The organism is Arsenicicoccus piscis (genome assembly GCF_022568835.1).
In the GTDB taxonomy this organism is placed as follows: domain Bacteria; phylum Actinomycetota; class Actinomycetes; order Actinomycetales; family Dermatophilaceae; genus Arsenicicoccus; species Arsenicicoccus piscis.
In genome coordinates, this window is sequence record NZ_JAKZHV010000004.1 from 68855 (window position 1) to 83772 (window position 14918).

Annotated in this window: 11 protein-coding genes and 3 pseudogenes; 11 read left to right on the forward strand and 3 right to left on the reverse strand. The window is 71.4% G+C overall.

What is annotated here, in order from left to right:
- The first annotated feature begins 25 nt into the window (after positions 1-25).
- From MM440_RS09095 to MM440_RS09140, 11 genes and pseudogenes are all read left to right on the forward strand, one after another.
- Positions 26-316 carry a DUF3263 domain-containing protein gene (locus MM440_RS09095; RefSeq protein WP_241444002.1) on the forward strand — a complete coding sequence of 97 codons (291 nt, stop codon included), beginning with the start codon at positions 26-28 and terminating at the stop codon, positions 314-316.
- A 15-nt stretch (positions 317-331) separates the two neighbouring features.
- Positions 332-1327 carry a pseudouridine synthase gene (locus tag MM440_RS09100; RefSeq protein WP_241444003.1) on the forward strand — a complete coding sequence of 332 codons (996 nt, stop codon included), beginning with the start codon at positions 332-334 and terminating at the stop codon, positions 1325-1327.
- Positions 1324-2178 carry a formate/nitrite transporter family protein gene (locus MM440_RS09105; protein ID WP_241444004.1) on the forward strand — a complete coding sequence of 285 codons (855 nt, stop codon included), beginning with the start codon at positions 1324-1326 and terminating at the stop codon, positions 2176-2178. The genes MM440_RS09100 and MM440_RS09105 overlap by 4 nt, the downstream gene beginning before the upstream one ends.
- Complete coding sequence (locus MM440_RS09110) at positions 2175-3245, forward strand: P1 family peptidase (RefSeq protein WP_241444005.1); 1071 nt, start codon at positions 2175-2177, stop codon at positions 3243-3245. The genes MM440_RS09105 and MM440_RS09110 overlap by 4 nt, the downstream gene beginning before the upstream one ends.
- Positions 3246-4556: 1311 nt before the next feature.
- A pseudogene (locus tag MM440_RS17605) lies at positions 4557-5285 on the forward strand (diguanylate cyclase domain-containing protein); the annotation flags it as partial.
- A gap of 71 nt (positions 5286-5356) precedes the next feature.
- Positions 5357-5491, forward strand: a pseudogene (locus tag MM440_RS17610) (EAL domain-containing protein); the annotation flags it as partial.
- 65 nt (positions 5492-5556) lie between these two features.
- Positions 5557-5808: an EAL domain-containing protein gene (locus tag MM440_RS17325; RefSeq protein ID WP_284284684.1), complete on the forward strand. Its 252-nt coding sequence runs from the start codon at positions 5557-5559 to the stop codon at positions 5806-5808.
- Positions 5809-5889: 81 nt separating this feature from the next.
- Positions 5890-7516: pseudogene (gene groL, locus MM440_RS09120) on the forward strand (chaperonin GroEL).
- 452 nt (positions 7517-7968) lie between these two features.
- On the forward strand, positions 7969-8295 hold the full coding sequence (locus MM440_RS09125; protein WP_241444220.1) for a YdeI/OmpD-associated family protein: 327 nt from the start codon (positions 7969-7971) through the stop codon (positions 8293-8295).
- Complete coding sequence (locus MM440_RS17615; RefSeq protein WP_420914148.1) at positions 8295-9626, forward strand: EamA family transporter; 1332 nt, start codon at positions 8295-8297, stop codon at positions 9624-9626. The genes MM440_RS09125 and MM440_RS17615 overlap by 1 nt, the downstream gene beginning before the upstream one ends.
- A 171-nt stretch (positions 9627-9797) precedes the next feature.
- Positions 9798-10595, forward strand: coding sequence for a DUF4031 domain-containing protein (locus MM440_RS09140; RefSeq protein ID WP_241444006.1), 798 nt, complete (start codon positions 9798-9800; stop codon positions 10593-10595).
- Here the strand turns inward: MM440_RS09140 and MM440_RS09145 are convergent.
- From MM440_RS09145 to MM440_RS09155, 3 genes are read right to left on the reverse strand one after another with little or no spacing between them, the layout of a single operon-like run.
- Complete coding sequence (locus tag MM440_RS09145) at positions 10561-11247, reverse strand: HD domain-containing protein (RefSeq protein WP_241444007.1); 687 nt, start codon at positions 11245-11247, stop codon at positions 10561-10563. The two genes, MM440_RS09140 and MM440_RS09145, sit on opposite strands and share 35 nt — an antisense overlap.
- A 37-nt stretch (positions 11248-11284) precedes the next feature.
- On the reverse strand, positions 11285-13399 hold the full coding sequence (locus MM440_RS09150; RefSeq protein ID WP_241444008.1) for a HelD family protein: 2115 nt from the start codon (positions 13397-13399) through the stop codon (positions 11285-11287).
- A gap of 36 nt (positions 13400-13435) precedes the next feature.
- Positions 13436-14851 carry a S1C family serine protease gene (locus tag MM440_RS09155; RefSeq protein ID WP_241444009.1) on the reverse strand — a complete coding sequence of 472 codons (1416 nt, stop codon included), beginning with the start codon at positions 14849-14851 and terminating at the stop codon, positions 13436-13438.
- Positions 14852-14918 lie beyond the last annotated feature (67 nt).

Genomic DNA, 14918 nt, shown 5'->3' on the forward strand with positions numbered 1-14918 from the left:
TCATTCCCGGCGGTAGCATGAGCCCATGAGCGCAGCAGTCGACCTTGCGGGGCAGCACGACGTCCCCGGCCTGTCCGAGCGCGACCAGCAGATCCTTGCCTTCGAGCGCCAGTGGTGGAAGTACGACGGCGCGAAGGAGGCGGCGATCAAGGAGCTGTTCGACCTGAGCGCCACCCGCTACTACCAGGTGCTCAACGCCCTGATCGACACCCCTGACGCGTTGGCGGCCGAGCCGTTGCTGGTGAAGCGGTTGCGCCGGATGCGGTCCTCGCGCCAGCGCGCCCGGTCCGCCCGCCGCCTCGGTGTCCAGATCTGAGGTGCCGGGCTTGACGTGGGGCGTCGACCTCGGCCGAGCTCGCCGCTCCCGCAGCGGCGGGGTGTGGACGCCGCTCGGCTGACCATCCCCGTCGCGATCCCACCGGGTCAGAGCGTGCTGGCCCACCTGCGCAAACGTCTGCCGCTCGCCGAGGAGTCGTTGCTGGACCTGCTCGCCCGTGGTGGGGTCGTCGCACCGGACGGCCGGGTGGTGGCAGCCGACGAGCCGGCGAAGCCGGGGGGCACCCTCTTCGTCGAGCGCGACCTGCAGCCCGAGCCTCGGGTGCCGCTCCCGATCCCGATCCTGTTTCGCGACGAGCGCGTCGTGGTGGTGGACAAGCCGCCCTTCCTCGCCGTCACCCCGCGCGGTCAACACGCCGCCGAGACGGTGGTCGCCTGGCTGCGGGTCGAGCTCGACCTGCCGGAGCTGACTGCGGCGCACCGCCTGGACCGGCTGACCAGCGGCGTCCTGCTGCTCACGACCGAGCGACGGTGGCGTCGGCCCTACCAGGAGTTGTTCGCCCGCGGCGCGGTCACCAAGCGCTATCGCGCGCTCGCCCCGCTGCTGCCCGACCTGGTCGTGCCGCACCGGATCCGAGACCACCTCGCCAAGGAACGTGGCGAGCTGCGCGCCCACGTCGTCGCCGGGGCCCCGCCCAACGCCGAGACGGTCATCGAGGCGGTGGAGGCGGTGGAGGCGGTGGGGGCTGTCGAGGCTCCGGAGGGGGACCGGGCGGTCTACTCGCTGCGGCCGGTGACCGGGCGCACCCACCAGCTGCGGGTGCACCTCGCCGGGCTCGGGGCCCCGATCGACGGCGACCCGCTCTACCCGACTCTGCGCCCGGAGGCCCCGCCGCTCGTCACGGACGAGGGACAGGTCGTGGACGTGCGCGACCCGTTGCAACTGCTCGCCGCCGAGCTGTCCTTCGTCGACCCGGTCAGCGCGAAGTCGCTCCGGTTCGCCAGCCCGCGCGGGCTGCCGCTGCGGCCCTGTGACACGATGCGCAGATGAGCACCGGCCGCAGCGCCCTGTTCCCGGGCAAGCAGTTCATCTCCACGGTCCTCGAGGCGCTCGAGACCAAGACTCAGATGACCGGGCAGATGCGGCAGCGCTACCTGCAGCGGGCGATGATGGCGGGCTTCATCATCGGTCTGCTCTACATGACGAACTACTCGCTGGTGCAGCTGTTCGACACGTTGAGCTTCGGCGGGACGAGCCTGCGGCCGATCGGTCGGATCGCGGGGGCGCTGGCCTTCGGGTGGGCGCTGGTGTTCATCTACTACACCAAGTCCGAGCTGCTGACCTCGAACATGATGATCGTCACGATCGGGGCCTACCACCACCGGACCGGGTGGTGGCGCGCCTTCCGGATCCTGTCCATGTGCCTGGTCGGCAACTTCCTCGGCGGCCTGACGATCGCCCTCATCCTGCGCGCGTCGACGCTGACGTCGGGGCCCACGCTGGTCGAGCTGCAGACCGCCGTCTCGCACAAGCTCGCGTTCATCACCAGCGGCCCCGGTGGCTGGGTGGACCTGCTGATGCGGGCGCTGCTGTGCAACTTCATGATCAACCTGGCCATGCTGCTGGTCTACAACGGCGTGATCCGTGACGACCTCACCCGCAGCCTGACGATGATCACCTCGGTGTTCATCTTCGCCTTCCTCGGGTTCGAGCACTCGGTGGCCAACACCGTGCTGTTCACCATCGTCGGCCTGCACGGTGGGCTGGACGTCGCGGCCGCGCTCGGCAACGTGCTGGTCTGCCTGATCGGGAACTACATCGGCGGTGGCCTGATGATCGGGCTCTACTACGCCTACCTCAACGACGACCGCCGGTTCCTCGACCACGGGGAGGAGTCGTGAGGCCGGGGCCGACGAACTCCCTGGTCGACGTGGCCGGCCTCGCGGTGGGCCACCGCACCCGAGACGAGCCGGGTTGGCTCACCGGCACCACCGTGGTGCGCCTGCCTGACGGGGGAGGGGTCGCCGGGGTGGACGTGCGCGGTGCCGCCCCCGGCACCCGGGAGACGGACCTGCTCGACCCCCGCAACCTCGTAGACCGGGTGCACGCCCTGGCCCTCTCCGGCGGCTCCGCCCTGGGTCTCGCCGCGGCCGACGGGGTGGCCGAGGAGCTGCTGCGCCAGGGGGTGGGCTGGCCCATGGGGGCACCGGACGAGGTCGTGCCGATCGTGCCGGCCGCCATCGTCTTCGACCTCGGCCGAGGCGGGGTGTGGCGTCACCATCCGGTCGCCGAGGACGGCCGGGCCGCGCTGCTCGCCTGCACCACCGAGGCCGTCGCCCAGGGCTGCGTCGGAGCCGGCACCGGCGCCAAGGCGGGGAGCCTGAAGGGCGGCATCGGCTCGGCGTCGGTCGTGCTCGAGTCGGGTGCCACCGTGGCGGCCCTCGTCGTCTGCAACGCCGCCGGGGACGCCGTCGACCCGCGCACCGGACGCCTGTGGGGTGCCGCGCAGCTGCTGGACGAGGAGCGGGCGGGTCTCGCGGACGCTGGGCTCGCGGACGGCGGGCTGCTGGACGGTGGGCTGCTGGACGGTGGGCTGCTGGACGGCGGGTCCGACGGGGAGCCAGCTCAGCCGCATCGGCCAGGGATGGCCACCACGATCGGCGTGGTGGCCACCGATGTCGCCCTGACGAAGGCGCAGGCCCAGAAGATGGCGGGGATCGCGCACGACGGGTTGGCCCGAGCCCTCAAGCCGGTCCACACGATGGTCGACGGCGACACCCTGTTCGCCGTCTCGACCGGAGCCCGGCCCACCCCGGAGCTGCCGGACCTGGTCGCCGTGCTCGAGGCGGGCGCCGACTGCGTCACCCGGGCGATCGTCCACGCGATGCTGGCGGCCACGTCGGTGGACCGCAGCGCCGACGGGGGCGCGGTCTACCCCAGCTATCGGGAGGCCCGGCGGGAGGCCTGACCAGCCTCGAGTGGTCACCAATCACCCGTCTAGGTGCATACATCGTGTATCGACCGCGTGACTCTTTGTGATCGGGCTAAGCTCGGGAGACAGATCCGGCCGGTCGCGGCGGGGCACCGGCACGGCGGACGGGAGTGGCGATGAGCGGGGTGGCTGCTGCCGTCGTGCTCGGGGTCTTCGTCGTCGTCTTCGTCCCCACGTTCCTGGTCGGGCGCCGCGCTCCCGAGGTGCGGTCGTCCTTCCCCGCCGGCCTGGGGATGCTCGTCGCCGGCACGGTGGTCGGTGACGGCGGGCGCATCTGGCTCGACCAGACGGTCCTGTCGCTGGTGTTCAACCGAGATCGCGACCCTCGGCCTCGTGCTCGTCTTCTACTCGACGATGACGACGTGGGTCGAGGTGCTGAGCGAGTCCTGGCTGATCGGCGGCTGTCTCACGCTCATCGGCCTGCTGCCGGTGCTGGTGGTGCTGGACCCACCGACCCCCCTTGGGACCAGTCTCGACATCATCCAGGTCAGTCTCGCGCTGTTCGTGTTCCACGCGGTGTCGCGGACGCTGACGGTGACCCTGCCGACCGCCGGCCCGGCCCGCCTCGTCGCGCAGACCGTCCTGATGGTCCGGGTCCTGGCCTGGAGCTGCATCGCGGCGCACGGGATGGGGCTGCTCCCCAACGGCATGACGGCGGCCAAGGTCTTCCACCTCCTGCTGATCCCGACCGCGCTGGCGCAGCTGCTCAACTACCGCAACGCGTCCAACCGGACGCGCTACTACAAGTCGATCGAGACGTCGCCCGTCCTGCCGTACGTGCTGGCCACCATCGTCGTGGCGATGGTCGCGACCGTCCTCACGTTCTACCAGGACGCGGAGCGGCTGCCGGTGCTGGTCCTCGCCGCCGGCTGCGCGATCGCGCTCCTCGTCCGTCAGGTCGTGGGCAACCACCGGCTCTCGACGATGATCCTGCACAGCCGCGAGCAGGAGCACTACTTCCGAACCCTCGTGCAGGACTCCACCGACGTCATCATGATCTGCGACGACGCCGGCCGGCTGCGCTACGTCTCACCCGCCGTGGAGAACCTGCTCCCGGCCGAGGCGGGGGTCCCCAAGGAGGGTGACCGGGTCAACGAGGTGCTCGGTGTGGCCGAGGACCGGCTGCTGGCCTCCCTCGCCAGCGTCCGGGCCGGGGACCAGCTGCTCGTGGAGGGCCGGCGGGGCGAGCAGGTGCTCGAGGCCTCGCTCACCCCGCGCGGGGACGAGTTCGTGCTGTCCGTCCGTGACGTGAGCGAGCGGGACCGGCTGCGGGAGCGGTTGCACGACATGGCCTTCCATGACGCCCTCACCGGGCTCGCCAACCGGCACCGCCTGCTCGAGGAGGTCGGCGAGCTGCTGGTCCTGCAGGCCACCGCTCGTGGTCGGGGCAGCGGTTCGGTGACCGCCCTGTTCATCGACCTCGACCGGTTCAAGTCGATCAACGACGCCAGCGGCCACCACGTCGGTGACGCCTTCACCGTCGAGGACGTGGCGCAGCGCATCCACGAGGCCCTCGTCGAGCCATTCACCGCTGACGAGCGGGTCTACCAGATCGGCGCGTCGATCGGGATCGCGCAGGCCCAGCCCGGCGTCAGCGCCGAGGAGCTGATCCAGCGCGCCGACCTCGCGATGTACGAGGCCAAGCAGGCGCGGCGCCCGTGGCGGGTATACGAGCCCGCGATGTGGGCCACCGTGCAGTCCCAGCCCGAGGCCGACCAGCTGATCGCTCGTAGCTGGGGCCCGCAGTCGGCCGTGATGTTCGTGCAGCCGGTGGTGTTCACCCGCACCTTCGCCGTGCACTCCACCGAGGCGCTGCTGCGCTGGCGGGTGGCCGACGGCGTGGTCGGCTCGCCGAGCGCGGTCCTCGGGTTCGCCCAGCGCACCGGCCGGCTGGCCGCGCTGACCGACTGGATGCTCGCCATGGCGGTCGACGAGCTGGCCGAGCGCCGGCTGGTCGACGTGCCGATCGCCGTCAACATGCCGCCCCAGCTGCTCACCAACCCGGCGACCATCGACCAGCTCGCTGTGCGCTGCGGGGTCGGCAGGTGCCCGCGTCGCGGCTGCACCTGGAGATCACCGAGGAGGCGATGGTCGAGCAGGGCACCCGCGGCCTGGACGCCCTGCACCGGCTGCGCGAGCAGGGATTCAAGCTGCACGTCGACGACTTCGGCACGGGCTACTCCTCGCTCAGCTACCTGATCCGGCTGCCCGTCGACGCGATCAAGATCGACCGCTCGTTCGTCTCGGTGCTGCCGCGCTCCACCGCGGCACGGTCCGTGGTCATGGGGTGGTCTCGCTCTCGCGCGAGCTCGGCGTCGACCTCATCGGTGAGGGCGTGGAGTCCCCGGAGGAGCACGAGTGGCTGGTGCGGCTCGGCGTGCCGCTCGCCCAGGGCTACTGGTATGCCCGTCCCGAGGACGTCGGTGACGTCGCCGACCGGGGGTCGCTGGCGTCCTGGTCGAGCGCCAACCACGCCGTGCTGGCGCGGGCCCGCGGAGTGCTCGCGTCACGCCCGCGACCATTTGCACTCGGAGGGTGAGAGTGCTAATCATGGTCTTAGCACTCTCAGTGTGAGAGTGATAAGCACCCACACACGTCCCACGCGGGAGGAACCCACCCGATGGCCAAGATCATCGCCTTCGACGAGGAGGCCCGCCGCGGCCTCGAGCGCGGCATGAACATCCTGGCGGATGCCGTCAAGGTCACCCTCGGTCCCAAGGGCCGCAACGTCGTCCTGGAGAAGAAGTGGGGCGCCCCCACGATCACCAACGACGGTGTCTCCATCGCCAAGGAGATCGAGCTCGAGGACCCCTACGAGAAGGTCGGCGCCGAGCTCGTCAAGGAGGTCGCCAAGAAGACCGACGACGTCGCCGGTGACGGCACCACCACCGCTACCGTGCTGGCCCAGGCCATGGTCCGCGAGGGCCTGCGCAACGTGGCCGCCGGCTCCAACCCGATGGCGCTCAAGCGCGGCATCGAGCAGGCCGTCAAGGCCGTCTCCAGCGAGCTGCTGAGCATGGCCGTGGACGTCGAGACCAAGGAGCAGATCGCTTCGACCGCCTCGATCTCCGCCGCTGACCCCCAGATCGGCGAGCTCATCGCCGAGGCGATGGACAAGGTCGGCAAGGAGGGCGTCATCACCGTCGAGGAGTCCAACACCTTCGGCCTCGAGCTCGAGCTCACCGAAGGCATGCGCTTCGACAAGGGCTACATCTCCGGCTACATGGTGACCGACACCGAGCGCATGGAGGCCGTCCTCGAGGACCCCTACATCCTCATCGCCAACTCCAAGATCTCCTCGATCAAGGACCTGCTGCCGCTGCTCGAGAAGGTCATGCAGTCCGGCAAGCCGCTCATGATCATCGCCGAGGACGTCGAGGGCGAGGCCCTGTCGACCCTGGTCGTCAACAAGATCCGTGGCACCTTCAAGTCCGTCGCCGTCAAGGCGCCCGGCTTCGGTGACCGCCGCAAGGCCATGCTCGGCGACATCGCCATCCTCACCGGTGGCCAGGTGATCTCCGAGGAGGTCGGCCTCAAGCTCGACACCGCGGACCTCGACCTGCTGGGCCGCGCCCGCAAGGTCGTCGTCACCAAGGACGAGACCACCATCGTCGAGGGCGCGGGCGACGCCGAGCAGATCGCCGGCCGAGTGGCCCAGATCCGCTCCGAGATCGAGCGCAGCGACTCCGACTACGACCGCGAGAAGCTGCAGGAGCGCCTCGCCAAGCTCGCCGGCGGCGTGGCCGTCATCAAGGCGGGCGCGGCCACCGAGGTCGAGCTCAAGGAGCGCAAGCACCGCATCGAGGACGCCGTCCGCAACGCCAAGGCTGCGGTCGAGGAGGGCATCGTCGCCGGCGGTGGCGTGGCCCTGATCCAGGTCCGACGCGGCGTTTGGCACCCTCTCGCTGAAGGGCGAGGAGGCCGTCGGCGCCAACATCGTCAAGGTCGCCGCCGAGGCTCCGCTCAAGCAGATCGCGGTCAACGCCGGTCTCGAGGGTGGCGTCGTGGCGGAGAAGGTCCGCAACCTGCCCAAGGGCGAGGGCCTCAACGCCGCGACCGGCGAGTACGTCAACATGATCAAGGCCGGCATCATCGACCCGGCCAAGGTCACCCGCTCGGCCCTGGAGAACGCCGCGTCCATCGCCGCGCTGTTCCTCACCACCGAGGCCGTCATCGCCGACAAGCCGGAGAAGACCCCGGCGGCCCCCATGGGTGGCGGCGACGACATGGGTGGCATGGGCTTCTGAGCCTGCTGCTCGCCAGCACCTGCCTTCGACAAGGCCCGATCCCGCGTCAGGGATCGGGCCTTGTCCCGTCTGTGGGCTGTCCCGTCTGCGGGACGGCGGCCCGAGACGGCCGCAAGGGAGGAACAATGGCGCCCATGGGGACCTGGATGGGCGGCTCGGCGCAGCGGCCGGCGCGCTTCTTCGACGGACCGGAGGACTTCCGCGCCTGGCTCGTCGAGCACCACGACCAGGCCACCGAGCTGTGGATGGGCCTCACCAAGCGACACGTCCAGCCGCGCGGCCTGACCTGGGAGCAGGCCGTCCCCGAGGCGCTGTGCTTCGGCTGGATCGACTCGGTGTCGCAGGGCATCGACGAGGACTCGCGCCGTCAGCGCTGGACCCCGCGCTCGTCCACCAGCACCTGGAGCGCGGTCAACATCGCCCACGTAGAACGTCTGGTCGCCGAGGGCCGCATGCACCCCGCCGGGCTGGCCGCCTTCGAGCGCCGACGGCCGGAGCGGTCTGGGATCTACGCGTACGAGCAGGGCCGGGCGGCGCTGCCCGACGACTACGACGCGCTGCTGCGTGCTGACCCGGCGGCTGCCGCCTTCTTCTACGACGCCGCCACCGCGTCCTACCGCCAGGTGGCGACCCGGTGGGTGCTGGACGCCAAGCAGCAGGCCACACGCGACCGGCGGATGCGCCAGCTGGTCGAGGACAGCGCAGCCGGACGGCTGATCCCGAGCCAGCGCTACGGCACGGAGCCCGCCTGGGTGCGCCGCCGGCGCGAGGGGACCTGATGCCGCGCAAGGACGTCGGCCTCGCGACGATCGTCGTGCTCATCTGGGGGGTCAACTTCGTCGCGGCGAAGTACGGCATGGAGGTCATCCCGCCGCTGCTCTTCGCGGCCCTGCGGTTCACCCTCGTGGCGCTGCCCGCCGTGTTCTTCGTGCGGCCACCCGGCAACGGTTGGAAGACGGTCGTCGGCTGTGGGGCGACCATGGCCATGGGGCAGTTCGGGTTGCTCTACACCGCGATGAACCTCGGCATGCCGGCCGGGCTCGCCTCCCTCGTGCTGCAGATCCAGACGGTCTTCACGGTGACCATCGCGGCCTGGCTGCTGCGGGAGCGACCCACCTCGAGCCAGCTGCTCGGCATCGCCATCGGCGTGCTCGGGATGGCGGTCGTGGGTGGGCAGTTCGTCGCGGACGCCCCGGCCCTGCCGTTCGTGCTGACGATCGCGGCGGCGATGTCGTGGGCCACCGGCAACGTGCTCACTCGGCGCCGCCCACCGCGCGACGGCTTCTCGCTGGTGGTGTGGTCGGCGATCGTCGCCCCGGTGCCGCTCCTCGTCGGGTCGCTGCTGCTCGAGGGGTGGGGTGCCGACGTGCACGCCCTCACCCACCTGACCTGGCCCTCGCTCGGCGGGCTCGCGTTCGTGACCTATGGCGCGTCCATGGCGGGCTACGGCATCTGGAACCTGCTGCTGTCGCGGCACAGCGCGGCCGTCGTCGCCCCGTGGTCGATGTTCGTGCCGCCCATCGGCACCGTTGCGGCGTTCTTCTACAACGGCGAGACGCCGACGCTGCTCGGCATCGTCGGTGGAGTCATCACCATCGCCGGCGTGCTGCTCGCCCTCGGTGTCGGCGGTCGGCGCCGGGCCGACGTGCCCGACCGGGCGCACCCGCCGGCCGAGCCCGCCGGCCGAGCCCGCCGGCCTGTAGCACGGGCTGGTCGGGGCGCTCGTCGGCGGTTACCGCGCAAACATGGCCGTGTTGGCCTGCTCGGTCTCGGCGTACTGCGCACCCGCCTGGGCGAGCAGGTGGTTGATGGAGTCGAGGCTCTCGCGCACCTGGGCCTGGGTGGCGCGCCACTGCTCCATCACCGACTGGAAGCCGGCCGAGGCCGACCCCTGCCAGGCGTCCTGGAGACCGGTGAGCCGGGCCATCAAGGTGGCCACCTGGGCCTCGATGTCGCCGGAGATGCGGGCGACGTCACCGGAGGCGGCGACGATGCGGTCGGTGTCGACGCGGAACTGGGCACTCATGGGGAGCTCCTTGCTGGTGGTCGTGTTCGGTGTAGTGGGCCGCTGATTAATGGGTTTGCCAGCGTTTGCGTGCACTCACTATGACTGATCCTCGGCCCGGTCGGCTGGAGTTGTCCACAGGCTCGGCCCGGCACGGTCTACCGGATCGTGCGCAGCCGAGTTGCTCAGCCAGGGATCGCCACCTGGCCGTCTAGGCTGACCCGAGCCGGCCGGCCCCGAGCCTGCTGCCGGCTGACGCGAGCAGGAGGTGACGGCGTGGCGCTGTGGGTCGATCGACCGATCTGGCCGGCGCACGGCACCGTCTTCGCGCACCTGGTGAGCGACACCTCCCTGGCCGAGCTGCACGCGTTCGCCCAGGTGGTGGGCCTGCACCCGCGCAGCTACGACGGGGACCACTACGACGTGCCGCACCGGCGCTGGGACGAGGTGGTCGCGGCCGGGGCACTGGTGGTCGACGGTCGCGAGATCACTCGGATGCTGGTGCGGACGGGGCTGCGCTTCCGCAAGCGCAAGGGCGAGCGACCGCTGGCTGCGCTGCCCGACGCGCTGAGCTTCCTCGACGTGCCGCACCGACTCGACATCGTCGCCTCGCAGCTCACGCCACCTGACCGCACGACGGTGGGTGCGGCGACCTTCGTCTTCGACCGCGGTGATCGAGTCCTGTTGGTGCACAACGTCCGTCGCGACACCTGGGAGGCTCCGGGCGGCATGCGCGAGCTGCCCGAGCCGATCTCCCACACGGCGCTGCGCGAGCTGCGGGAGGAGACCGGGCTGGTGCTGGAGCCGGGACGGCTGCGGCCCGTGGGCTACGAGCGGCTGACGCTGCGGACCCCGAGCAGTCAGCAGCGCTGGCCGCACGTCGACAACCACATCGCGGTCTACGCCGCCCATCTGCCGCAGCGCGAGCCGGTGGTCGCGCCGGTGCTCCAGGACGTGAGCGGTGCGCAGTGGGTGCCGGTCGCGGTGGCGCGCGAGCGCAGCGGTGCGCTGCCGTGGTGGCCGCTGCTCGAGCACTACGTCAGCTCAGACGCCTTCGCTCCCGGGCGAGGTTGAGACGCGCCGCCGCGTCCCAGCGCGCGTGCGCGTGCTCGGTCGCGTAGAGCCGGTCCCGGTCCGCGAGCGGGCCGAGGATCGCGCTGCGGCCGGCGGCGTAGAGGTCGTCGGGGACGTGCGCGTACTCCCGGCGGACCTGGGCGCAGTACTCGTCGAAGCGCTCGGGCGGCGCCGCGAGGATCCACAGGTCAGCGTCGAGGAAGACCGGGACGCTGGGGACGGGGTTGCCACCGTGGGCCTCGTGGCTGGAGAGTTCCTGGCTGCTGGCGTCGTGGCTGGTGGTGAGGTCGACCAGGGTGACGACCGCGGCGATGTCGTCGGTGGACGTCCGGAGCGCCTCGAGCGCGGTGAGAGCCAGCTCGGCGCTCGCGCGCTCGTTGGCGCCGGCCGGGGCTGTGGGGTCGTAGATCGCGTCGTGGAACCACGCGGCCACCCGGGCGACCAGCAGGTCGTGTGGCGCCAGACCCGTCTCGGACGCCAGCTCGGTGATGGCGACCAGCATCTCGGCGAGGTGCCGCAGGTCGTGGTAGTGCCGCTGCGGCTCGGCCCAGCGGGTCACGAGGTCGGTGGCGAGTGCCTGCACGGCGGGATCGGTCGCGGTCGGCGCAAGGGCGCGAAGGTCGGCGGCGCAGGCCGCGGCGAGCGGGTCCATGGCACTCAGTCTGACACCGACGCTATGCGATGAGTGCTCAGTCAGCGTGCTCGGTCAGCGCATCGGGCAGCGGGTCGGCGTGCAGGACGACGAGGCGGGTCACGGCGCGAGTGAGGACGACGTAGAGCCGTCGCAGACCGGTGCGCTCGTCGGGCTCGGCCGCCGCGATCGCGGCCGGTTCGAGCACGACGACCGTGTCGAACTCCAGACCCTTGGCGACCGTGGCGGGTACGACGTCGACGCGGTGCTCGATGTCACCGTGCCCAGCGCCGAGCACGCCGTGGCCGATCTCCTTGCTGCTCAAGGCTGTTGAGGCGTCGTTCGTCCAGGCGTCCGGCACGATGACTCCGACCGAGCCGGGCTCGGCGAGCGCCTCGGCCACGGTCTCGGCCATCCGTGCCGAGAGGTCGGCGGCCGCGAGCTGCACGATGTCCAGCCGACCTTGGTTGTCGCGCACCGAGATCGGCGCGGCGAGACCCGGGGCCATGTGCGGCAGCAACCGGGCCGCGAGCTCGATCACCGCTGCCGGCACCCGGAATCCCTGACGCAGCTCGGTGACCTCGCCGGCGCGTCCGAGGTGGTGCAACGACTCCGCCCAGGACGTCGTCGACCACGGGGTGGTGCCCTGGGCGATGTCGCCGAGCACGGTGGCCGCGCTGGTGGCGCACCGTCGACCGACCGCGCGCAGCTGCATCGGGGACAGGTCCTGCGCCTCGTCGAGGACGACGTGTCCGAGGCTCGGCGTGCGGTTGAGCAGGTCGGCGAGCTCGTCGAGCAGCGTCGTGTCGGCCACCGACCAGCGGACGCTGCGTGCGGTGCGAGGAGCCTTGTCCCACAGCAGCATTCGCTGCTCCTCCGGTGTGAGCCCGCGACTGTGCCCAGTCGAGTCTCTCGCTGCGGGGTCTTCGTCGTCCGGGCCGACCGAGCCCTCCGAGCAGGCAGCCAGGAGCTCCGCGTCGGTGAACAGCCGGTGCAGGACGGCGCGTGGCTCGAGCTTGGGCCAGAGGGCGTCGGCACAACGACGCACGGGCGCGCTCCGCGCCACGGCGTCCTGGACCCGGTCGTCGGGGGAGTCTCCGGCGCGCTCCATCTGCAGCAGCACGGCATGGGCGAGCCGCTGCGGCAGCATGGCGCGAGCCGCTTCGTAGCGCACGCCTCGCGATCTCAGCTCGTCGATCAGCTCGCGCACCTCGTAGGCCGGGACGCGCCACTTCCGGGCGCCGCGCGGCACCACGAGGGCCTCGTCCGGCTCGCCGACGTGCGACCACACCGCTCGACGCAGCACCTCCGCCATCCGGGCGTCGCCCTTGAGGGCCGCGACGGCGGTGGGGTCGGTGCCGGTGGCCGGAGCCACGGCCGCGACGAGGTCCTCGACGGTCGTGTGGGTAACCTCGACCTCGCCCAGGGTGGGCAGCACCTGACCGATGTGCTCGAGGAAGGCCCGGTTCGGTCCGATCACGAGCACGCCCTGACGGGAGAGCCGCTCCCGGAAGGCATAGAGCAGCCAGGCCGCCCGGTGCAGGCCGACCGCGGTCTTGCCGGTGCCGGGTGCGCCCTGGATGCACACGGTCGTGGCGTCGTCGACGCGCACCAGCTCGTCCTGCTCGGGCTGGATGGTCGCGACGATGTCCCGCATCGGGCCGACGCGCGGACGCTCGATCTCCTCGGCCAGGATCTGTGAACGTCCTTGCACCTCAGCGGGATCCAGCAGGTGCTCGTCCTCGAACGCCGTGATCCGGCCGTGGTCGAAGCCGAATCGGCGACGCAGCAGCACCCCCATCGGTGCGCTGCGCGACGCGCGGTAGAACGCCGTGCTCATCGGCGCCCGCCAGTCGATCACCAGCGGGTCGCCCGCGTCGTCGGTCACGTGCCGACGACCGATGTAGAACCGTTCCCCGGCCTCGGCGTCGACAGCCCCGGCGTCGCCCCCGGACACAGCCACCTGGTCTACCCGTCCGAAGAAGAGGGCCCGGGTGGGGTCGTCCTCGAGGGAGCGAGCCCGGTGCCACAGCGTGGCGGCGAGGATCTCACCCGCGATCTTGTCGCCGCCGTGGGCCTCGAGCGCGAGGGTGCGCCCCCGCATGGCCGCGAGGGCCGCCCGGGTGCGGGTGAGGTAGGCCTGCTCGTGGGTCAGCGCATCGTCGGCAGGCACGAGGAGCAACCCTACTCCACTGTCTTCGGGAAGGGATCAGCTGTTGGGCTTGGCCGCCAGGGTGGCGGTGAGGCTCTGCTGGCTGCCGCCGCGGATGATCTGCAGGGTCACCTGCTGACCGACCGAGCGCTCCCGGACCTGCGCGGCGAGCGACGTCGCGTCGGTGACCGGCTCGCCGTCGATGCTGATGATCGCGTCGCCCTGCTTGAGGCCGGCCTTGTCCGCGGGAGAGCCGCTCACGACCTCGGAGATGCGGGCGGCCAGACGCTGGGCCTCGCCGTCGGTGACGACCGCACCGACGGACGAGACGCCGAGGTAGGCGTGCTGCGCCTTGCCGGTCGAGATCAGCTGGTTGGTGATCGACTTGACCTCGTTGGACGGGATCGCGAAGCCGATGCCGATGCTGCCCGACGTGGAGCCGGAGCTGCCGCCGCCGAGGGAGGCGATCGAGGAGTTGATGCCGATGAGCTGGCCACCCGCGTTGACCAGGGCACCACCGGAGTTGCCGGGGTTGATCGGGGCGCTGGTCTGCACGGCGTTCGTGACGACCTGCTCGGCGGAGCCCTGGTTGCCCAGGCCGCCGAAGGGGTCCTGGCCCTGGGTGGACTGCTGGGTCGTCACGGGGCGGTTGAGCGCCGAGACGATGCCGGTCGTCACCGTGCCGGAGAGACCGAGCGGGTTGCCGACGGCCATGGTCGGCTCGCCGACCTTGAGCGCGTTGGAGTCGCCGAACGCGATCGGCTTGAGACCCGACGGCACCTTGGACATCTTGACGACAGCGAGGTCCGTGGAGGGGTCGGTGCCGACGATCGTCGCCTGGTAGGCCTGGTAGTTCGACAGCGTAACGATGATCTGGCCTCCGCTGATCTCGCTCACCACGTGGTTGTTCGTGACGATGTGGCCCTGCGCGTCGAGGATGACCCCCGAGCCCTCTGCGGCCGTCTGGCCGTTCTGCAGGATCGAGATGGAGACGACGCTCGGCGTGACTGCGCTCGCGGTGGTGGTCCAGCTCGTCTTGCTGGCGTCGGCCTGGACCACGGGGGCCTGCGTGTAGGTGCCGGCCGACGGCGCCGTGCCGCTGGGCGAGCCGCCCGATCCGACCAGCGCCGCCGTGCCGCCGCTCGCCAGCAGCGCCGTGATGATGGCGGTCGCCGGGATGTGCCACCAGCGCAGCCGGGTGCCCGTGTCCTTCGTCCGGGTGGCTGCGCTCGTGCCGGCGGCGGCTGTGCTCGTGCCGGCGGCAGCGAGCGGCTGGGTCTGGTGGCTCGTGGGGTAGGCACCAGCCGGCGCGCCGCTCGAGGAGCTGCTGGACGTGCCTCCCGCGGCGGTGGAACCTGCCGCGGTTGAACCCGCTGGGGTCGCCCAGGGAAGCTCGGCGGTCGGCTCCGACGTCGGTTGGTCGTGGCGCGGTTGGTCGTCGCGCGGCGGCTCGTAGCGCGGCTGGTCGGTCATGTCGCAGGCTCCTTGTCGTGTCTACCGGGCGAGCTGTCAGGTGCGCCGGTCGGGGCCAGGGTGCCCC

Bases quoted from the DNA above. Each gene is read 5' to 3' on its own strand.
- MM440_RS09105 (WP_241444004.1), top strand. From the start codon at position 1,324: ATGAGCACCGGCCGCAGCGCCCTGTTCCCGGGCAAGCAGTTCATCTCC.
- MM440_RS09125 (WP_241444220.1), top strand. From the start codon at position 7,969: ATGCACCCCGCCGGGCTGGCCGCCTTCGAGCGCCGACGGCCGGAGCGG.
- MM440_RS09145 (WP_241444007.1), bottom strand. From the start codon at position 11,247: ATGGACCCGCTCGCCGCGGCCTGCGCCGCCGACCTTCGCGCCCTTGCG.
- MM440_RS17615 (WP_420914148.1), top strand. From the start codon at position 8,295: ATGCCGCGCAAGGACGTCGGCCTCGCGACGATCGTCGTGCTCATCTGG.
- MM440_RS09155 (WP_241444009.1), bottom strand. From the start codon at position 14,851: ATGACCGACCAGCCGCGCTACGAGCCGCCGCGCGACGACCAACCGCGC.
- MM440_RS09095 (WP_241444002.1), top strand. From the start codon at position 26: ATGAGCGCAGCAGTCGACCTTGCGGGGCAGCACGACGTCCCCGGCCTG.